We start from the raw sequence: 19,735 nt of genomic DNA, 5'->3' as shown, positions 1-19,735 counted from the left end.
GATGAATGCTTTGTGTTTCATTGCTGCAATAAATACTGTCGCAAGTGTTAAATAGGCTTGCGATTACTCTGCATTTCGCTACACTGCAATAATGCAACAGCTCCACGGGGAATCATTGAATGGCTAAGTATAAACTCGCGCTGGGCTTACTGGCTTCCCTGCTGTTCGCGCTGGCACCGGCTGCGGCCGTGCACGCCAAGGAAGCAGTCAGTAAATCTTCAGCCGCCAAGAAACACACTAGCAAGAAAGCCAAAGTCGTGCTGCGCAGGGGGGATCGCGCAACGGGTACGCGCTCGGCCGCCGCGCCGCGCGGCAAGGCCGTGCGCCGCGTCGTCACCGTGCATGGCAAGCGCAAGGTCATCTATCAAAGAGTCACCAGCGCCGCCGTGCCGATGGCCGCGCCGATGCCGACCATGGGCGACCTGGCCGGCTTGAACCTGACACGCGATCCGCTCGACCTGAAGTCCAGCGTGGCGCTGGTGCTCGACCAGAGCAATGCGGAAGTGTTGTTCGAGAAAAATTCCAACGTCGCTTTGCCGATCGCCTCGATTACCAAGATGATGACGGGCCTGGTGGTGGTCGAAGCGGGCCAGGACATGGAAGAAGTGCTGACGATTACGGACGACGATGTCGACCGCGCCAAGTTCAGCAGTTCGCGCCTGAAAGTCGGTTCACAATTGACTCGCAGCAATATGCTGCATATCGCGCTGATGAGTTCGGAAAACCGCGCCGCCTCCGCGCTGGGCCGCAATTATCCGGGCGGCTTGCCGGCCTTTGTCAACGCCATGAACGCCAAGGCGCGCAAACTGGGCATGAACGACACCCATTATGTCGATTCGAACGGCTTGTCGAAAATGAATGTGGCCAGCGCGCATGACCTGGCCAAGCTGGCCATGGCCGCTTTCCAGCAGCCGCTGCTGCGCCAGTTCTCGACCGATCCGAAAGCCATCGTCGAGGCGAGCGGCCACCCCATGCAATTTGGTAACACCAATCACCTGGTGGCCAATCCGGGCTGGGAGATCGGCTTGCAGAAAACCGGCTTCATCAACGAAGCGGGCCGCTGCCTGCTGATGCAGGCCGTGATCGAAGGGCGCTCCGTGATCATGGTCTTTCTCGATTCGAAGGGCAAGCAGTCGCGCACGGCCGATGCTGGCCGCATGCGCAAGTGGCTGGAAGCTTTGAAACCAGGTAACCTCGTGTTACCGGGCGGTTGATCAAAAAAGCAGTTTTCGCTGTAATACCATTCACTTAAGCCGTCGACGGATTAAACGTACAAGGCGTTGAAACGGCGGGCCGGAGACGCGAACCTGAGAAAATGCCGATGGCGGCGTTGCAGCTCCTCGCCGTACATGCGTACTGTCTTCGTCGCTGCGCCTTGCCCTCGACATTTTTCAGGCCCGCTTGGCCCGATGCGCCTGAGCGGGCGGCTGGGGTTTTAATGCGTCTTGCGGGTGCGCTTATTGCACAGGGACGCTGACTTATTACATTGCAGTTTTCACTGCTTTTTTAATTCTGCGGCATGAAGCCGAGGGTCACGGAAATCTGGTTGGCGGTGTCGACCAGGTCTTCCAGCCACTCATCCTGCAGGCGGTCGGCCGGCGCCGAGATCGACAGGCCGGCGATCAGCTTGCCTGAGTCGTCGCGGATGCCGGCCGCCATGCAGCGCACTCCCAGTTCCAGCTCTTCATTGTCACGGGCGTAGCCGTTCGCGCGCACCTGGCTCAGCTCGCGTTCGAGCTTGAGCAGATCCGTGATCGAATTCTTGTTGTGCCCGGCCAGGCCGGTGCGCGTGGCGTAGGCGCGGATCGCCTTCGGTTCATCGACCGACAGGAACAGCTTGCCGGTCGAGGTCAGGTGCAGCGGGCCGCGTCCGCCGATGGCGCGCACCACCTGCATGCCGGAGCGTTCCGAAAAGGCGCGGTCGATATACACGATCTCGTCGCCCTGGCGTACCGACAGGTTAATGGTTTGCTGGGTTTTTTTGTGCAACTGGCGCATGAAGTCCAGCGCCGCTTCACGCACGCTGAGGCGGCTTTTCACCACATTGCCCAGTTCCAGCAGGCGCATGCCCAGGCGGTAGGTGCCCGGCTCGATGCGGTCGACAAAGCGCGTGAGCACCATGTCGTTGAGGATGCGGTGGGCGGTGGACGGGTGCAGGCCAGAAACTTTTGATAATTCCTTCAGGCTGACCGGGTCGGTATATCTGGCCAGCGCGTCGAGCAGGGCGTTCATGCGCTCGATCACCTGTATCGTCGTCTTCGGCGCTGCGACGGGTTCAATTTTCATGATGGATTTGGTGCGATGCAGTATTCATGCCCTACTGTATACCATGATGTGGAAGAGGGGAATGGCCGCTGTGGCTTCGCCGGGAAAATTGTCACATTCCTACTGTGCCAAGGCATAATCAACGTCATTATCGGCCTGAACACGAAAATCCATGCAACCTGTCAGCGAATTCAAAAGCAAGAGCGGCCTGAAACGTATCTTTTCCGCCTTTTTCTACTCCCTCGCCGGCCTGAAGGCCGCCTGGCGCGGCGAACACGCGTTCCGCCAGGAACTGGGGCTCTTTGTGGCCGGCACCGTGATCGCCTTGCTGCTGCGTATCTCTGCCTTTGAAAAGCTGGTGCTGATCGGCGTGCTGCTGCTGGTGCTGATCGTCGAACTGATCAATTCCGCGCTGGAAGCGGTGGTCGACCGCATTTCGCTGGAGCGCCATGAGTTATCAAAAAATGCCAAGGATTTCGGCAGCGCCGCCGTGCTGCTGACCTGCCTGCTGGCCTTGGCCACCTGGGCGGTGGTGCTGTTCAATCGCTACTATTGATCGAAGCCTCTCCGTTGAACGCCATTCATATGCGAAAATCGCATATCAAATGCTGAAACGCTTCGTTCTCTTTATGATTACTGTGCCGTAATCTGGTGACTCTGAAAGCTTAACCACACGGGGATCATCGATGTTGTCGAAAAAAATAATCATAGCCGCCGCCCTCAGCGCCCTGGCCATCCTGCAAACCGCGCAAGCTGCCGATATCACCTTGCTCAATGTGTCGTATGACCCGACGCGCGAGCTGTACCAGGACGTGAATACGGCGTTTGCCAAGGAATGGAAAGGCAAGACAGGCGACAACGTCAAGATCAAGCAATCGCATGGCGGTTCCGGCAAGCAGGCGCGCGCCGTGCTCGACGGCCTGGAAGCGGACGTGGTGACCCTGGCGCTGGCCTACGACATCGACGCCCTGGCCGAACGCAAGCTGCTGGCGGCCGACTGGCAGAAGCGCTTGCAGCACAATAGCTCGCCTTACACCTCGACCATCGTGTTCCTGGTGCGCAAGGGCAATCCGAAAGGCATCAAGGATTGGAATGACCTGATCAAGCCAGGCGTGTCCGTCATCACGCCGAATCCGAAAACCTCGGGCGGTGCGCGCTGGAATCACTTGGCGGCCTGGGGTTACGCGCTGCGCCAGCCGGGCGGCAACGAGGCCAAGGCCAGGGAATTTCTCGGCAAACTGTATAAAAACGTGCCCGTGCTCGATTCCGGCGCCCGTGGCGCCACCACCACCTTTGTCGAACGCGGCATCGGCGACGTGCTGATCGCCTGGGAAAACGAAGCCTACCTGGCCGTCAAGGAACTGGGCCCGACCAAGTTCGACATCATCACCCCGTCGATCAGCATCCTGGCCGAGCCGCCGGTGGCCGTGGTCGACAAGGTGGCCGACAAGCACGGCACGCGCAAGGTGGCGCAGGCTTACCTGGAGTACCTGTACACGGATGAAGCGCAAGACATTATCGCGAAGAACTACTACCGTCCGGCCACCGCCAGGGCGGCGCAAAAATACGCCAGCCAGTTTGCCAAGGTCAATCTGTTTACCATCGACCAGGTCGGCGGCTGGACGGCGGCGCAAAAGGCGCACTTTGCCGACGGCGGCATCTTCGACCAGATCTATCAACCGAAGTAATCATCGATGGCAGGCCAGAGCCTGCCTGACCAGATCGCAAAGGAGGCATCATGGCGCTGCGCGGCTTTTCGGATTATCGGGTACTGATCGTGCCGGGCTTGCATGACAGCGGTCCCGCGCATTGGCAGAGCCGCTGGCAGCGCCTGTATCCGCACTTCGAGCGGGTCGAGCAGGACGACTGGGCGCAGCCGGACCTGGCGGCCTGGTCGGCAAAGTTGGGCCGGGCGCGCCGCGCGGACAGCCGCCCGACGCTGATCGTTGCCCACAGCTTCGGCTGTTTGACGACGGCCCACAGCCTGGCGCGCGATCCGCACGGCGTGGCCGGCGTCTTGCTGGTGGGGCCGGCCGACCCTGACAAATTCGGCGTGGCCGACAAGCTGCCGCACAAGCGCCTGCCTTGTCCCGGCATCCTGATCGCCAGCCAGACCGACCCGTGGATGACGGCCGAGCACGCGGCGCAATGGGCGCGGCGCTGGAATTGCAAGTATATTGATGGCGGTGCGCTGGGCCATATCAATGCCGAGTCCCATCTGGGTGACTGGGTGTATGGCCAGGCGCAACTGCAAACGCTGTTTGAGCTGGCGCAAAATAGTACGCGCCACCGTCATGCGGCCTGATTGTCCAACCCTATTGCAGTAAAAACCTGTCAAGGAGATCACGATGACTTTACGCCTGGGCGATACCGCCCCCGACTTTGAACAAGACAGCTCGATCGGCACCATCAAGTTCCACGAATGGGCAGGCGACTCCTGGGTGGTGCTGTTTTCCCACCCGGCAGACTTCACGCCCGTCTGCACCACTGAACTGGGCCTGACCGCCAAGCTGAAACCGGAATTCGACAAGCGCAACGTGAAAGCCGTGGCCTTGTCGGTCGATGCGGCCGAATCGCACAAAAGCTGGATCAAGGATATCGAAGAGACGCAACACACGGTGGTGGGTTTCCCCATTATCGCCGACGTCGACAAGAAAGTGGCCGTGCTGTACGACATGATCCACCCCGAACAATCGGTCACGGCCACCGTGCGCTCGGTGTTCGTCATCGACCCGCACAAGAAAGTGCGCCTGATCCTCACTTATCCTCTGAGCACCGGCCGCAACTTCGATGAAATCCTGCGCGTCATCGACGCCCTGCAGCTGACCGACGCCCACACCGTGGCCACCCCCGGCAACTGGAAGGACGGCGATGACGTCATTATTCCGCTGACAGTGCAGGACCCGGAAGTGATCAAGCAGAAGTATCCGAAGGGCTTTACGGCCGCCAAGCCATATCTTCGTCTGACACCGCAGCCGAACAAATAATGCGCCTTGCAGTACAAAAACGCACCTTGCCGGTGCGTTTTTTTTCACCCCACGGTTTATCAGCGTTGGTATGCATTTCTCGTCTAAGCAAATGAGAAATGGTTCGTTCTTTTTATAACGGTTGCATGTGAATATGGCGCCCTGTTACTCGAAAATGTAATAAGAAGGGGTTTCTATGTCTGCAGCAACACTAGCACCGGTCAAGGCGCGGGGAGCGCCGTTCCGGGTCATGCCTGGCTTCAAGCTGTCGCTGGGCTTTACGCTGTTCTACCTGGCGCTGATCGTCCTCATTCCGCTGTCGGCGGTGTTTCTGAAGACATTCACGATGACCTGGGACGCGTTTTTCACGGCCGTCACCTCCGAACGCGTGATGGCCTCGTACCGCCTGACATTCGGCGCTTCGCTGATCGCCGCCTTGCTCAACGTCATCTTCGGCGGCATCCTGGCCTGGGTGCTGGTGCGCTACCAATTCCCCGGCAAGCGCATTATCGACGCCCTGGTCGACTTGCCGTTTGCCTTGCCCACGGCCGTGGCCGGCATTACCTTGACGGCCCTGTATTCGTCCAATGGCTGGTTCGGCCAGTTTATCGAAGGCGTGCTGGGCATAAAGGTGGCGTTCACGCCGCTGGGCGTGGTGGTGGCGCTGACCTTTATCGGCCTGCCTTTTGTCGTGCGCACGGTGCAGCCGGTGCTGGAAGACGCGGAAAAAGAGCTCGAAGAAGCGGCCGCCAGCCTGGGCGCCAATTCCCTGCAAACTTTTACCCGCGTCATCTTTCCGACCATTCTGCCTTCCTTGCTGACGGGCTTTGCGCTGGCCTTCGCGCGCGCCACCGGCGAATACGGTTCCGTCATTTTTATCGCCGGCAATATGCCGATGGTGTCGGAAATCACGCCGCTGTTCATCATCACCAAGCTGGAACAATACGACTACGCAGGCGCCACGGCGATTGCCGTCGTCATGCTGGTGATCTCCTTTTTGCTGTTGTTGACGATTAACCTGCTGCAAGCGTGGACACGCGGAAAGGGCAAGAAATAATGACGACCAAAGTCTCCGCTGTCGCCACCGTGGAAGATGCGTTGCCGACAGCGCGCCGCATCGCGCCTGCCGCCGGCCCCGTGGTGCTCGAACCGTTGTGGGTGCGCACCGTCCTGATCACTATCGCGCTGCTGTTCCTGACGGCTTTCCTGATCGTGCCGCTGGTGGCCGTGTTTGCCGAAGCGTTCAAGAAGGGCTGGCAAGCGTATGTGGCCGCGATTATCGATCCCGATGCGATTTCTGCCATCAAGCTGACTCTGATCACGGCCGCCATTGCCGTGCCGCTGAACCTGGTGTTCGGCGTGGCCGCCTCCTGGTGCATCGCCAAGTTCGAGTTCCGCGGCAAAAGCATTTTGCTGACCCTGATCGACCTGCCGTTTTCCGTCTCGCCGGTGATTTCCGGCCTGATCTATGTGCTGATGTTCGGCGCCCAGGGCTGGTTCGGCCCTTGGCTGCAGGAGCACGATATCAAGATTCTGTTCGCCGTGCCCGGCATCGTGCTGGCGACCATCTTCATTACGTTCCCGTTCGTCGCGCGCGAGCTCATTCCGCTGATGCAATCGCAAGGCAGCGAAGAGGAAGAGGCGGCGCTGGTGCTGGGCGCTTCGGGCTGGAATACCTTCCGCCGCGTGACCTTGCCGAACATTAAATGGGGCCTGCTGTATGGCGTGATCCTGTGTAATGCCCGCGCCATGGGCGAGTTCGGCGCCGTGTCGGTGGTGTCCGGCCATATCCGCGGCGAAACCAACACCATGCCGCTGCAGGTGGAGATTCTGTACAACGAATACAACTTCGCCGCCGCCTTTGCCGTCGCCTCGCTGCTGGCCCTGCTGGCGCTGGTGACCCTGGCCCTGAAAGCCTTTATTGAGTGGCGTTTGAACGAAAGCGACGCCGACGATTCCGCCTTACGTTCCACGGAGCACTGACATGACCATCGCAGTTAAAAACATCAACAAGCGTTTCGGCGATTTCGTCGCCCTCGACAATATCTCGCTCGATTTTCCCGCCGGCGAACTGACTGCGCTGCTGGGCCCGTCCGGCTGCGGCAAGACCACCTTGCTGCGCATTATTGCCGGCCTCGAGCACCCGGACAGCGGCCAGGTGCTGCTCGACGCCGAAGACGCCTCGCACCGCCATGTGCGCGAGCGCCAGGTCGGCTTCGTGTTCCAGCACTATGCGCTGTTCAAGCACATGACGGTGTTTGAAAACGTAGCCTTTGGTTTGCGCGTGAAGTCGCGCAGCGAGCGCCCGTCCGAAGACCAGATCCGCCGCAAGGTCAAGGAGCTGCTGGAACTGGTGCAGCTCGACTGGCTGGCCGACCGCTATCCGCCGCAATTGTCGGGCGGCCAGCGCCAGCGCATCGCGCTGGCCCGCGCACTGGCGGTCGAACCGCGCGTGCTGCTGCTCGACGAACCGTTTGGCGCGCTGGACGCCAAGGTGCGCAAGGAATTGCGCCGCTGGTTGCGCCGCCTGCATGACGACCTGCATGTGACCAGCATTTTCGTCACGCACGACCAGGAAGAAGCGCTGGAAGTGGCCGACCAGGTGGTGCTGATGAACAAGGGCACCGTCGAACAGCTGGGCTCGCCAGAGCAGGTCTACAACCATCCGGCCTCGCCGTTCGTCTACGGCTTTCTCGGCAACGTCAACCTGTTCCATGGCCGCGTGCATGACGGCGTGATGGCCACCGGCGACGCCAGTTTCGAGGTGCCTGACTACGTTGGCGTGAGCGACAGCAAGGGCACTGCCTATGTACGCCCGCACGACCTGGAAATCGACCGCTATACGCCGGGCGCCGACGGCATCGTGGTGAAACTGAGCCGCGCCCATGCGATCGGCCCGCTGGCCCAGCTGGACTTGCAGCGCGTCGATAACAGCGAACTGATCGAAGCGGTCATGTCGAACGAGCGGTACCGCCATCTGCAACTGAAAGAAGGCGAAACCCTGGTCGTGCGTCCGAAACGCCTGCACGTATTTGTCGAACCGACACGAACTTGATGGGAATGCCATGAACTTTCAACAATTGCGCTCGATCCGCGAGGCAGCGCGCCGCGGTTATAACCTGACGGAAGTGGCGAACGCCCTGTTCACCTCGCAGCCTGGCGTGAGCCGGCAGATCCGCGAACTCGAAGACGAGCTGGGCGTGGTCATTTTCGAGCGCAACGGCAAGCGCCTGACGGGCCTGACGGAGCCGGGCAAGGGCATTTTGAAAATCGTCGACCGCCTGTTGATCGAAGCGGAAAACCTGCAGCAGGCCAGCCTGGAATACAGCGGCCAGACCAGCGGCACCCTGTCGGTGGCCGCCACCCACACCCAGGCCCGCTATGCGCTGCCGAAAGTGGTGCAGGGTTTTCGCGCGGCGTTTCCCGAGGTGCGCATCGCGCTGCAGCAAAGCGCGCCCGAGCATATCGCCGAATGGGTCTTGTCGGGCAAGACCGATATCGGCATCGCCACCGAGGGCCTGAGCCAGTTCCCCGACCTGGTGTCGTTTCCATGCTACCGCTGGAGCCATCTGATCGTGGTGCCGGACGGCCACCCGCTGCTCGGGCATTCGCCGATCCGCCTGGAAGAGCTGGCGAAATACCCGTTGATCACCTACGACAAGGGTTTTACCGGGCGCGGCCATATCGACGACGCGTTTGCCAGGGCCGGCGTGGCCACCGACATCATCCTCACCGCCATGGATTCTGACGTCATCAAGCAATACGTGGCGCTGGGCATGGGCGTGGGCATCGTCGCCTCGATGGCCTTCGACCATGGCCGCGACCAGGGCTTGCGCGCGGTGGAAGCGTCGCACCTGTTCGCCACCAACACCACCCGCCTGGCCGTGCGCCGCGGCGCCTATCTGCGCGCGTATGCGTATGAATTCATCCTGCAACTGGCGCCGGACCTGACGCGCGCCGATATCGACCGCGCCATGGGCGGCGAGGAAGCGCTGTAAATAGTGCTGCACGGCTGAAAGCAGGCATGGCTTTCTGCCGCTATCATGAACTTTTCCTTCTCACCAAAAGGACAGGCATGACGGCTGACATTGCCCAATTGACCCTCAACGATGGCCAGCGCCTGGCGCAGATCGGCTTTGGCACCTGGCCGCTGGACGACGCGCAAGCGCAAACGGCAGTACAGGCGGCGCTGGCTTGCTGCTATCGCTTGATTGACACGGCGGCGCGCTACGGCAACGGGGCCGGCGTCGGGCACGGCATTGCCGCCAGCGGCGTGGCGTGTGCCGAGGTTCAGCTGACCAGCAAGTTGCCGCAGTAGCGAACACGGCTTTAGCAGCACCCTGCGCGCGTTTGACGCCACTCTGGCGGCGCTGGAAACCGATGACCTCGACCTGTATCTGATCCACTGGCCGCTGCCCATGCGCGACCTGTATGTCGATAGCTGGCGCGCCTTTATCCGCCTGCGCTAGCAAGGGCGCATCCGTTCGATTGGCGTATCAAATTTCCAGCCGCCCCATATCAACCGACTGTTGATGGAAACCCGCATGCTGCGGGCCGTCAACCAGATCGAGCTGCAACCGGACTTCACGCAAGCGGCGCTGCGCGCCAGGGCATCGTGATCCAGTCCTGGTGGAGTCCGCTGGGACGCGGCGAGATGCTCAACGACGCCGGCGTAGCGCAGATCGCGCAGAAACACGGCCGGTCGGCCGCGCAGATTTTATTGCGCTGGCATGTGCAGCACGGCCTCGCAGCGATTCCGAAATCGCAAAATCCCTAGCGTATGCGGCAAAACCTGGCGGTGTTCGATTTCGCCCTCGACGCCGATGGTTTGGCAACGCTGGCGTTGCTCGATGGCGACCATCGGCAGGGGGGGGGGGCTGCCCGACATCAATGACGAACGCTAGGCGGCGGGCGCTGGTTGGTTCATGCTTATTTGCTGGCCCCATCCTTTGTTTTTTGCTCTGCCAACTGGACTTGTACGAAGGCGTCGGTCAGATGCTTGAACAGGGCCGACACTTCGGCGCTGCTGACGGCGCCGTTCAGATGATATTGGCAAAGTGCATATACGCCTGTACGGTAAGCATCGAGTGATGCGGTCCGGGCCGCCAGCACCGTCACGGTGGTCGTGAATTTGTCATCGACGGCGATTTTTCCCTTGCCCGTCGATTCGATGCTGCCGTTCAATGCGGCGGCGATGCCGTTGGCGGTATCCGGCGGCGGTTCCGCGCAGAATTTCACGCCTGGCACTCCGGCTGAGGGAGGGTCAACAAAGAGCACCGTGCGGCGGTCGGCAGAGAGCGACAAGACGCCCGGCCTCTTGTCAAGGCTGTCCTCGACCACGGGCCTGTTGAAAAATGTTCCGGTAGTGGATGCACAACCACACAGCAACAGCGTGACAGTGGCGGCTATCGTCAACTTGATCATGAAGTTCTCCTTGGTGGCATGAAGGGGGAGTCGTCACGGCAATATAATTATTATCATTCCGACAGCAAGGAGCGTAGCATTTTTTTATCGCCCAAAAAGTAACCATTTTTCACAGTATGGTTGTTATTTGCTTTTGCGCATGAAGCGGTGGCAAGACATCGGCATAGGGGCGGCCAGTAGTAACTAGCCGGTCCCCTGCCACACCACCGGGCATGCGGGTCCGCACCGGGCGGTTCGAGTAGTTGAGGTTATGAGAGGCGAGGCACGCCAAGACGGTCAAAGTAGGCAATCGTCAGCACCTTGTTCAGCGCCAGACGACTGTGGTGCCACCAGCGACGGCTGTTCGCCGCCACCAGTCGCGCCACCTTTGCCGACGCCCCCAAGGCCAGCAATTCCCGATACATCGTCTTGCCACGTTTCCAATGCTTGAGCTGAATCGCCCTCAGTCGGTGGCGCAGCCATTCATCCAGCCTGCGCCAGACTCGCGGTGTCTGCGCCAATCCAAAGTAGGCTTTCCAGCCCAGCATATAGCGCCGCAGCGGTTCGATCAGCTCGGTCATGCTGCGCCCACAGGTGCGCCGGGTCAGTTCCCGTACACGCTGCTTGAACGTTGCCTGCGCCTTATACGATACCGCGCGCTTGATCTCGCCTTTCGGGGTTGCCCACAGGCTGTACCCCAGAAACTTGCGGCCAAACGCACTGGCCACCGCGCTTTTCGACGCATTGATTGTCAGGCGCAGCTTGTCGTATAAACGCTTGAGCAGAGCCATCACCCGCTCGCCAGCTTTCCGGCTGCGTACATAAATATTGCAGTCATCAGCATAGCGGGCAAAGCGATGCCCCCGGCGTTCAAGCTCCCGATCCACCTCGTCGAGCAACACATTGGCCAACAGCGGTGACAGCGGCCCGCCTTGCGGCGTGCCCCGTTCGCGCTCGGCCACCACGCCGTTGTGCATGATGCCGGCGTTCAGAAATGCCCGGATCAGCCGGATCATGCCGGGGTCATCAATGCGCTTCTGGAACCGGTCGATCAGCACGTCGTGGTTGACGCGATCGAAGAACTTCTCCAGATCGACATCGACCACCACCCGGTAGCCTTGCTGCACATACTGCTGTGCGGCGAGCACGGCGTCGCGTGCGCGACGCCCCGGACGAAAGCCATGGCTGTGCTCACTAAAAGTGGGGTCGAGCAGCGGTTGCAACACTTGCAGGACGGCCTGTTGAATCAGCCGGTCGACCACGGTGGGTATCCCCAGTTCACGTTCGCTGCCATCGGGCTTGGGAATGCCGACGCGACGCACCGGACTGGGCCGGTACGTGCCTGCCATCACTTGATCTCGGATGGTCGGCAATGCGGTTACCAGATAGCGGCCGGTCGCGGCGATGTCCAGACCGTCCACGCCTGCTGCACCCTTGTTCGCCTTCACGCGTTTCCACGCGCGTTGCATGTTCTCTCTCGCCAGCACCTGCGCAAGCAGGTTTGGCCCTGCGCCCACGGTGCCATGTCGCGTGGGACGAGCTTCATCGCTGCGTGCTTCAACGATGGCTTCACCATCGCCTGTCGCACACCGCTCCGCTGACGCGGACATCTGATGCAATGCCTTCCCCATCGACATGGTGTTTGACGCTCCTTCTCGTTCGGCCCTTCGCCTCAAAAAAAAAATTCAGGCTACTATGGCCTCTGCTGACTTCTCGCTCCGGCTTCCACCGTCGCCCTTTCAGGCACGAGGCGAGATCTCTCCAGGTAAGAACGCACTCCTTCTCTGCACAACCGCCGGATTTACGGCGCCGGGCCTTTGACCACAGGAGCTTCGCGGTTTCTCGCCCGCTCGCCCTGACCGGCACCGCCTTCTATCCGATTCTTGTCCATCGGCTCGCAGATTCGCTCCACGCTTCCTCTCCACGGTCGTTCCGGTTGCCATTGGCATCCGTCACCCCTTCCGCAGTTGCGCTTCACTTCGTTCGCTGTGGTCAGCTCACGGCGGGACTTGCACCCACAAGAGTGCGTCCATGCTGGACGCACAAGAAAAAACCCGGCACATGGCCGGGTTGCTTGCCCTGCGTGGCCAGCCCGTTGCTTACCAGCTGTAACCAGCCTTCGCATAGTAATAGCGGCCATTGAAGCCGTTCGGCGCGAAGATGCTGTAGGGCTGGGTGCCGGCCACGTTCAGGTTGCCGGCGCTGGTCACTTGCGCCGGGTAGCGGTTGGTGACGTTGTCGATGCCGGCCACCAGGCGCCAGTTCTTGTCCAGCTTGACGCTGCCCGACAGGTCCAGCACCCATTGCGGATCGTAGGTCTGGTCCAGCGCGGCCGTGTTTTGCGGCACGGTAAAGCTGCCGTAGCGCGTGACCACGCCGTGCGCGTTCCAGGCACCGAAGCCATAGTCGGCCACCAGGCTGAACTTGTCTTTCGGCGAGGCGACGGTGGCGCGCGCGATTGTCTGGCGGTCGATCAGCAGCAGCTTGTTGGCCGTCAGGATGGCCGGATTGTCGGCGATTCTTTGTACCGAGCTCTTGTTGTGGTTGTAGGCCACGGTGAAGTCCAGGCGGTCTTTTTCCTGCAGCTCGATGCGGTAGGTGCTGACGATGTCCACGCCTTCGGTGCGCGTGTCGACCGCATTGGTGAAGTAGCGCGCGGCGCCGACGGCCGTGCCCTGCGCCGCCAGCTGGGCCTGCAGCGCGCTGTTCAGCGCCAGGTTGGCCGAGAACAGGATGCGGTTATCGATGTCGATGCGGTAGGCGTCGATCGAGGTGGTGAAGTTGCGGTTCGGCTGGAACTGCAGGCCCAGGCTGTAGTTGCGGGCTTTTTCGGGCTTCAGGTCCTGCGCACCGAGGGCGCGCGCCTGCGGCGTATTGACGGCGAAGGTGCCCGTTTCGATCGGCGTATTGGTGCCGTTGACGACCTGGAAGTTGGTGGTGGTGATGGTGTAGTACTGCTGCGCCAGCGATGGCGCGCGAAAGCCGCTCGAGGCCGTGCCGCGCAGCGACAGCGCATCGGTAAAGGCGTAACGGGCCGAGCCCTTGGCCGAGGTGGTGCCGCCGAAATCGCTGTAGCGTTCATGGCGCAGGGCCACGCCGCCCGACAGCTTCCTCGTCACTTCCGCTTCCAGGTTCACATAGAGCGATTCATTGTGGCGCGAGTGGCTGCCGGCGTTGGCCGGACGAAAACCGGCAAAGCCCTGCGCGCCGCTGCCCGAGTAAGACGCTTCGTCGCCGGCGCCGATGCTGTATTTTTCACGGCGCGCTTCAAAACCGACGGCCACCGTCAGCGGCCCCGTCAAGACCGGTACGGCAAATTCGCGGGCGGCGTCGAGGTTGAACACGGTCTGTTCGTTTTTCAGCGAACCGGCGTAGAAATGCGTGGGGCTGTTGACGCCCAGCGCGCCGATCGACAGGTTGATGGTGTTGTCCAGGTCCAGCTCGAACTTGTTGCTGCCGTAGTTCAGGCTGGCGTCCCAGCGCCAGCCGGCCGCTTCGCCGCGCAGGCCGGTCACCAGGGACTGGTCGGTCAGGGTGCTGTTTTGCAGCGGCAAGAAGCCTTCAGGATAGACCGGGGTGCGCAGCGCCGTGCCGTTCAATGCCGTGCGCCAGGTAGCGGCGGCCGAGGTGTCGCGCTTGCCGTAGTTGCCGAAGGCGTACCAGTCGAGATTGTCGTCGAGATGGTATTCGCTGTTGAAAAAGACGGTGGCCGGCTGGCTTTCGGCGTCGCCGTAGCGCTGGTTGACCTTGCCGTAGCGCGGTTCCAGGGGGTTACGCAAGTCGGCGCCGGCGCGGTTGGTCGGATCGCGGTCGGCCACTTCGGCCGACAGGCGCAGCCAGCCGTTTTCGCCGAGCGCAAAGCCGGCCGAACCCTTGATGGACTTTTGCTTGCCGTCGTGTTCCTGGGTCTGGCCATAGCCCACTTCCACGTCGCCACCGGCCGCGCCTTTTTTCAGGATGATGTTGATCACGCCGGCGATCGCATCCGAACCATATTGGGCCGCAGCGCCATCGCGCAGCACTTCCACGTGGTCAATGGCGGCCAGGGGAATGGCGTTCAGGTCGACCGGCGCCGAGCCGCGGCCCAGCGAACCGTTGACGTTGACCACGGCCGAGGTATAGCGGCGCTTGCCGTTGACCAGCACCAGCGTCTGGTCCGGCGACAGGCCGCGCAGCTGGGCCGGACGCACGGCGTCGCTGGCGTCGGCGCCGGTGGCGCGGGCGAAGTTCAGCGACGGCAGCAAGCGGCTCAATACGGTGGCCAGTTCGCCCGAACCCGTGCTTTGCAGCTCGCGCGAGGTCAGGATGTCGATCGGCGACTCGGAATCGATGGTGCGGCGGTTCTTGGCAAAGGTGCCGGTGACGACGACCGATTGCAGTTCGCCTTCGGCCGGCAGTTCCTGCTGGGCTTGTGCGGTCATCGGCAGGCTGAAGCAGGCCACCAGGCTGGCGGCAATGACGGTCTTGACGGGGAGGGCGCGGACGGCGCTAGGGGCTTGTGGGGAACTCATCGACGGTCTCTTCAGTTAGGGTAACGGTGTGCGCGAACACGTGGGGTTCTGCGATAAACAAGAGTAACAGTGCGGGCCAGGCCCGCTTACGAATGCTTCGGCGTATCGTTATGCGATAAACGGATAATGCGCGGGAAATTTGCGGGAGTAGTGCATATTGCCTTGCTGTCAGCATACGGCGGGGCGGGGCAACGCCGCAATGGTGCACTGCGGCGCCTTGCGGCTTGTTGTATAAAAACGACTGCTTACTGGCCAGGGTTGGTCAGCGTGGCGTGGATGGCGTCGACCGCCTTGACCACTTCCGGCGTCAGCGTGATCTGATAGGCGTCGATATTGTGCTGCAACTGTTCCAGGCTGGTCGCGCCGATAATGGTGGAAGCGATAAACCAGCGCGAATAGCACCATGCCAGCGCCAGCTGCGTTGGCGTCAGGCCGTGCTCGCGCGCCAGCGCCGCGTACTGGCGCGCCGCCTCTATCGTGGCCGGGCGGACATAGCGCGGGCTCCAGCCGGACGGGAAAATCGTCAGGCGTCCGCGTGCTTGCGGGTCGTCCAGGTATTTCGCCGTCAGCTGGCCGAACGCCAGCGGGCTGTAGGCCAACAGGCCCACGTTCTCGCGGTGGCAGGTTTCGTCGAGCAAGCTCGTTTCGAACTGGCGCGCCGTCAGGTTGTACAGGTTCTGGATCGAGGCGATGCGTGGCAGGCCTTTCAGTTCGGCTTGCTTGATATATTCGCACACGCCCCACGACGACTCGTTCGACACGCCGATATGGCCGATCTTGCCTTCGTCGACCAGCTTGCCCAGAATCGCCAGCGTCTCTTCGATGGCGACCGCCTCGCGTTCGTGCTGCGGGTTGAAGCTGTTGGCGCCAAAGATGGGCAGATTGCGGCTGGGCCAGTGCAACTGGTACAGGTCGATATGCCCGGTTTGCAAACGGCGCAGGCTGTCTTCGACGGCGGCGCGGATATTCACGGCGTCGAGATTGTTCTTGCCGCCGCGTATCCAGCGCATGCTGCTGTTCGGCCCGGCGACTTTGCTGGCCAGCACGATCTGGCCGCGCTTGCCGCTTTTTTTCAGCCAGTTGCCGATATGGCGCTCGGTGCTGCCCTGCGTCTCGGCACTGGCCATCACCGGGTACATCTCGGCCGTGTCGATGAAATTGATGCCGCGCTCGAGCGCGTAGTCGAGCTGGCTGTGGGCTTCCGCTTCGCTGTTCTGCTCGCCGAAGGTCATGGTGCCCAGGCAGATCTTGCTGACCTGCAGGCTGCTTGAACCGAGTGTGATTGTCTCCATGGTCTCTCCTGTTTTCTTAGCGCGCTTGTTTGCCGCGCAGCGCGCGCGCGCAGTCGCCGACCAGCGCCGGGCCGGCGTAAATCAGGCCGCTGTACAGCTGTACCAGCTGCGCGCCCGCCTCGAACTTCGCTACCGCGTCCTGGCCCCGCATGATGCCGCCCACGCCGATGATCGGCAGCGCATTGCCCAGTTCCGCTTTCAACAGGCGTATCACCGTGTTCGACAGTTCGAACACGGGCGCGCCCGACAGGCCGCCTGCTTCCGCGCCATGCTCCATGCCTTCGACAGCGCTGCGCGAGAGCGTGGTATTGGTGGCGATCACGCCGTCGATGCCGTGGCGCGTCAGCGATGCGGCGATGCTTTTCACCTGTTCGCCGTCCATGTCCGGGGCGATTTTCAGGGCCAGCGGCACGTAGCGCTGGTGCTGGTCGGCCAGGCGCGCCTGCGCCTGTTTCAGTTGCGACAGCAGGGCGTCGAGTTCCGAGGCGCCCTGCAGCTGGCGCAAGTTCTTGGTGTTCGGCGACGAGATATTGACCGTCACATAGCTGGCATACGGATAGACTTTTTCCAGGCACAGCAGGTAGTCGTCGGCCGCCTTTTCGATCGGCGTGTCGGCGTTCTTGCCGATGTTCAGGCCCAGCACGCCGGCGCGGTTCTGGTAAAACTTCGAGGCCTGCACATTGGCGACAAAGGCGTCGACGCCGCCGTTATTGAACCCCATGCGGTTGATGATGCCCTGCGCCTGCGGCAGGCGGAACATGCGCGGTTTGGGGTTGCCGGCCTGGGCGCGCGGCGTGACGGTACCCACTTCGATCGAGCCAAAGCCCATGTCGGCCAGCGCATCGATATACGCGCCGTCCTTGTCCAGGCCGGCGGCCAGGCCGACCGGATTGGGGAAGGTAATGCCCATCACCGTGCGCGGGTCCGCCGCCGGCTTGCCGGCCAGTTTCGTCAGGCCCAGCGCGCTGGCGCGTTTCAGGGCTGGCAGGGTGAAATGGTGGGCCGCTTCGGCATCCATGGAAAACAGCAGCGGGCGGGCGAGGGAGTACAGGAGTTTTTTGGACATGGGTTTTTCAAGGATGGTGCGCGGGGCGTGATGCGGTCATGGGTACTGTCGGGTGGCGTATTTTACCGTGTTCCAGGCGGCCACCGTTGGGTTTACATCACCACCCACTGCCCCTTGATGCGCGCCTCGAGCGGCTTGAAATTGATTTTATAGGCCATCTTCGGGCTCTGCGCGATCCAGTAGCCGAGATACACATACGGCAGCCCCAGCTCGCGCGCCTGGGCGATCTGCCACAGCACGTTGTAGGTGCCGTAGGAGGCGCCCGGCACGTCCGGATCAAAAAAAGTGTAGACCGATGACAGCCCGTCGGCCAGCACGTCGATGATGCTGACCATGCGCAGCGTGCCGTCGGGGTCGCGGAACTCGACCAGGCGCGTGTTGACCCGGCTTTGCAGCAGGAACTGGGCGTACTGGTCGCGGCTGTCCTGGTCCATGCCGCCGCCGGCGTGGCGCGTGCTCTGGTAGCGCAGGTACAGCTCGTAGTGCTCGTCGAGGAAGGACAGGGTGGCCACGCCCGCCTGCAGCTGCGCATGGCGGCTCCAGGCGCGGCGCTGGTTGCGGCTGGCGCTAAAATCCTGCACCGCCACCCGCACCGGGATGCAGGCCTGGCAGCCGTCGCAATACGGGCGATAGGTAAAGATGCCGCTGCGCCGGAAGCCGTTGCGCACCAGTTCCGAATACACGTCGCTGTTGATCAGGTGCGAGGGCGTGGCCACCTGCGAGCGCGCCTGGCGCTGTTCCAGGTAGCTGCAGGGGTAGGGCGCCGTCGTGTAGAACTGCAGGGTGGCAAACGGTAATTCGTTCAGGTGCGTCATGGCGGTCCAGTATGCGGCAGCGGTGTTGCTTGCAACGATAGCATAGCTACCCCTTGGCCGCAGTGTGCCAGTCGGTGATTTGCGCTTCTTCAATCGCGCCGCGCAGATGGGCCAGGAAGCGCGCGCGCGAAATCGGCGCCGCCCCCAGCGAAGCCAGGTGGCGCGTCTCCTGCTGGCAGTCGATCATGGCCACGCCGCGTTCCTTCAAAAAACGCACCAGTTGCGCCAGCGCGATTTTCGAGCCGTCCGTCACGCGCGCGAACATCGACTCGCCATAAAACATGCGGCCGATCGACACGCCATAGGCGCCGCCCACCAGTTCGCCATCGCGCCACAATTCCGACGAGTGCGCATAACCGAGCTTGTGCAGGCCCGTATAGCCGTCGATGATCTCGTCCGAAATCCAGGTGCCGGGGCCATCCTTGCGCGGCGCGGCGCAGGCGCGCATCACGCCCTCGAAGTCGCCGTCAAAGCGCAGCTGCCAGCGCCCGTCGGTGGCGGCGCTGCGCTCGACCTTGCGGATGGCTTTTTGCAGGCTGTCGGACAATTTGAAATTGTCGGTCATCAGCACCATGCGCGGATCGGTGCTCCACCAGAGTATCGGCTGGCCTTCGGAAAACCAGGGGAAGATGCCGTGCCGGTAGGCCTCGAGCAGGCGGCGCGGCGACAGGTCGGCGCCGGCCGCCAGGAGGCCAGGCGCTTCGCCCGTCAGCGCGCGCGACACATCGGGAAACGGGGTATGGAGATCGAGCCAGGGGATCATGCAGTCAAGGCGGTCAGGGCGCTCAAGGTTGAGGGACTGCGTCGGCGGGCATGGCCATCGGGCGGTTGATGTCGCCCGTATGAAAGCCGTAGCTGCCGCCTTCGCGGATCTTCACGCGGTCGGCAAAGAACAGTTCCAGCGTGGTGCGCACGGTGGGAAAGGCCAGGTCGTCCCAGGGGATCTCGCTTTCCGCAAACAGCTGCACTTCCAGGCTTTCGATGCCGGGCGCAAAATCGAGGTCGCGCAGGCGCGCCAGATAAAACAGGTGCACCTGGTGCACGCGCTGCACGTTCAATAGCGAAAACAGCTTGCCCAGTTCGATATGCGCGCCCGCTTCCTCCACCGTTTCGCGCTCGGCCGCGTCCGACGTGGTCTCGTCGTTTTCCATGAAGCCGGCCGGCAGGGTCCAGTAGCCGTAACGGGGCTCGATGGCGCGCTTGCACAGCAGTACCTGCAACTGGCCATCGTGCTCCCACACCGGTATCGAGCCGACCACCATCTTCGGGTTCTGGTAATGGATGGTGTCGCAATTGGGGCAGACATGGCGCGGACGGTTGTCGCCCTCCGGTATCGACAGGCTGACGGGATGGGCGCATTCGGAGCAGAATTTCATGGGCTGGCTTAAGGTCAAGATGGCAGAGGTGCGATGATTAG

20 protein-coding genes are annotated in these 19,735 nt (G+C 61.9%); 11 read left to right on the top strand and 9 right to left on the bottom strand.

The window, feature by feature from the left end; translation table 11 throughout:
• Window positions 1-119 precede the first annotated feature (119 nt).
• Window positions 120-1,214 (top strand): D-alanyl-D-alanine endopeptidase, encoded by a 1,095-nt coding sequence (gene pbpG / locus CD932_RS04895; protein ID WP_094441649.1) that lies wholly within the window; start codon window positions 120-122, stop codon window positions 1,212-1,214.
• 292 nt (window positions 1,215-1,506) lie between these two features.
• Here pbpG and CD932_RS04890 read toward each other — a convergent pair whose 3' ends face one another.
• Window positions 1,507-2,286, bottom strand: a complete 780-nt coding sequence (locus tag CD932_RS04890; protein ID WP_094441648.1) for an IclR family transcriptional regulator — start codon at window positions 2,284-2,286, stop codon at window positions 1,507-1,509.
• 151 nt (window positions 2,287-2,437) lie between these two features.
• On the opposite strand from CD932_RS04890, the gene CD932_RS04885 reads away from it, so the two are divergent.
• From CD932_RS04885 to CD932_RS29250, 10 genes are all read left to right on the top strand, one after another.
• Window positions 2,438-2,821, top strand: a complete 384-nt coding sequence (locus tag CD932_RS04885) for a diacylglycerol kinase (RefSeq protein ID WP_094441647.1) — start codon at window positions 2,438-2,440, stop codon at window positions 2,819-2,821.
• Between the two features lie 130 nt (window positions 2,822-2,951).
• Window positions 2,952-3,953 (top strand): sulfate ABC transporter substrate-binding protein, encoded by a 1,002-nt coding sequence (locus CD932_RS04880; protein WP_094441646.1) that lies wholly within the window; start codon window positions 2,952-2,954, stop codon window positions 3,951-3,953.
• A gap of 50 nt (window positions 3,954-4,003) precedes the next feature.
• Window positions 4,004-4,570: an alpha/beta hydrolase gene (locus CD932_RS04875; RefSeq protein WP_094441645.1), complete on the top strand. Its 567-nt coding sequence runs from the start codon at window positions 4,004-4,006 to the stop codon at window positions 4,568-4,570.
• Between the two features lie 43 nt (window positions 4,571-4,613).
• Entirely contained in the window at window positions 4,614-5,252 is a 639-nt protein-coding gene (locus tag CD932_RS04870) for a peroxiredoxin (RefSeq protein WP_094441644.1), read from the top strand.
• Window positions 5,253-5,481: 229 nt separating this feature from the next.
• The gene (gene cysT / locus CD932_RS04865; protein ID WP_254926599.1) at window positions 5,482-6,288 is read left to right on the top strand and encodes a sulfate ABC transporter permease subunit CysT; all 807 of its coding nucleotides are present in this window, start codon (window positions 5,482-5,484) and stop codon (window positions 6,286-6,288) included.
• Window positions 6,288-7,214: a sulfate ABC transporter permease subunit CysW gene (gene cysW, locus CD932_RS04860; RefSeq protein WP_254926463.1), complete on the top strand. Its 927-nt coding sequence runs from the start codon at window positions 6,288-6,290 to the stop codon at window positions 7,212-7,214. Before cysT ends, cysW begins: the two co-directional genes overlap by 1 nt.
• A 1-nt stretch (window position 7,215) precedes the next feature.
• Window positions 7,216-8,286: a sulfate/molybdate ABC transporter ATP-binding protein gene (locus CD932_RS04855; protein ID WP_094441642.1), complete on the top strand. Its 1,071-nt coding sequence runs from the start codon at window positions 7,216-7,218 to the stop codon at window positions 8,284-8,286.
• Between the two features lie 10 nt (window positions 8,287-8,296).
• Complete coding sequence (locus CD932_RS04850) at window positions 8,297-9,229, top strand: CysB family HTH-type transcriptional regulator (RefSeq protein ID WP_094441641.1); 933 nt, start codon at window positions 8,297-8,299, stop codon at window positions 9,227-9,229.
• Between the two features lie 77 nt (window positions 9,230-9,306).
• Window positions 9,307-9,549, top strand: a complete 243-nt coding sequence (locus CD932_RS29255) for an aldo/keto reductase (RefSeq protein ID WP_254926462.1) — start codon at window positions 9,307-9,309, stop codon at window positions 9,547-9,549.
• Between the two features lie 336 nt (window positions 9,550-9,885).
• A complete protein-coding gene (locus CD932_RS29250; protein ID WP_254926461.1) occupies window positions 9,886-10,008 on the top strand; it encodes a hypothetical protein in 123 nt (40 codons plus the stop codon).
• Between the two features lie 152 nt (window positions 10,009-10,160).
• Here CD932_RS29250 and CD932_RS28045 read toward each other — a convergent pair whose 3' ends face one another.
• The 8 genes from CD932_RS28045 to CD932_RS04800 all read right to left on the bottom strand — a co-directional run bounded on the left by CD932_RS28045 (window position 10,161) and on the right by CD932_RS04800 (window position 19,694).
• Entirely contained in the window at window positions 10,161-10,655 is a 495-nt protein-coding gene (locus CD932_RS28045; RefSeq protein WP_141213182.1) for a hypothetical protein, read from the bottom strand.
• Window positions 10,656-10,903: 248 nt separating this feature from the next.
• Window positions 10,904-12,271 carry a group II intron reverse transcriptase/maturase gene (gene ltrA, locus CD932_RS04835; RefSeq protein ID WP_094441639.1) on the bottom strand — a complete coding sequence of 456 codons (1,368 nt, stop codon included), beginning with the start codon at window positions 12,269-12,271 and terminating at the stop codon, window positions 10,904-10,906.
• Window positions 12,272-12,733: 462 nt separating this feature from the next.
• Complete coding sequence (locus tag CD932_RS04825; RefSeq protein WP_094441638.1) at window positions 12,734-15,145, bottom strand: TonB-dependent siderophore receptor; 2,412 nt, start codon at window positions 15,143-15,145, stop codon at window positions 12,734-12,736.
• 245 nt (window positions 15,146-15,390) lie between these two features.
• Entirely contained in the window at window positions 15,391-16,437 is a 1,047-nt protein-coding gene (locus tag CD932_RS04820) for an aldo/keto reductase (protein ID WP_094441637.1), read from the bottom strand.
• 16 nt (window positions 16,438-16,453) lie between these two features.
• Window positions 16,454-17,503 (bottom strand): quinone-dependent dihydroorotate dehydrogenase, encoded by a 1,050-nt coding sequence (locus CD932_RS04815; protein WP_094441636.1) that lies wholly within the window; start codon window positions 17,501-17,503, stop codon window positions 16,454-16,456.
• Window positions 17,504-17,595: 92 nt separating this feature from the next.
• The gene (locus CD932_RS04810) at window positions 17,596-18,318 is read right to left on the bottom strand and encodes an arginyltransferase (protein WP_094441635.1); all 723 of its coding nucleotides are present in this window, start codon (window positions 18,316-18,318) and stop codon (window positions 17,596-17,598) included.
• Window positions 18,319-18,364: 46 nt separating this feature from the next.
• A complete protein-coding gene (aat, locus tag CD932_RS04805; RefSeq protein ID WP_094441634.1) occupies window positions 18,365-19,081 on the bottom strand; it encodes a leucyl/phenylalanyl-tRNA--protein transferase in 717 nt (238 codons plus the stop codon).
• 22 nt (window positions 19,082-19,103) lie between these two features.
• Window positions 19,104-19,694, bottom strand: coding sequence for an NUDIX hydrolase (locus CD932_RS04800; protein ID WP_094441633.1), 591 nt, complete (start codon window positions 19,692-19,694; stop codon window positions 19,104-19,106).
• Window positions 19,695-19,735: the final 41 nt, after the last annotated feature.

Origin of the sequence: Janthinobacterium sp. PC23-8 (genome assembly GCF_002250505.1) — a bacterium.
Classification (GTDB): Bacteria; Pseudomonadota; Gammaproteobacteria; order Burkholderiales; family Burkholderiaceae_D; genus Janthinobacterium.
Note: the sequence above shows the minus strand (reverse complement) of the source record. Positions and strands in the feature narration are given on the sequence as shown.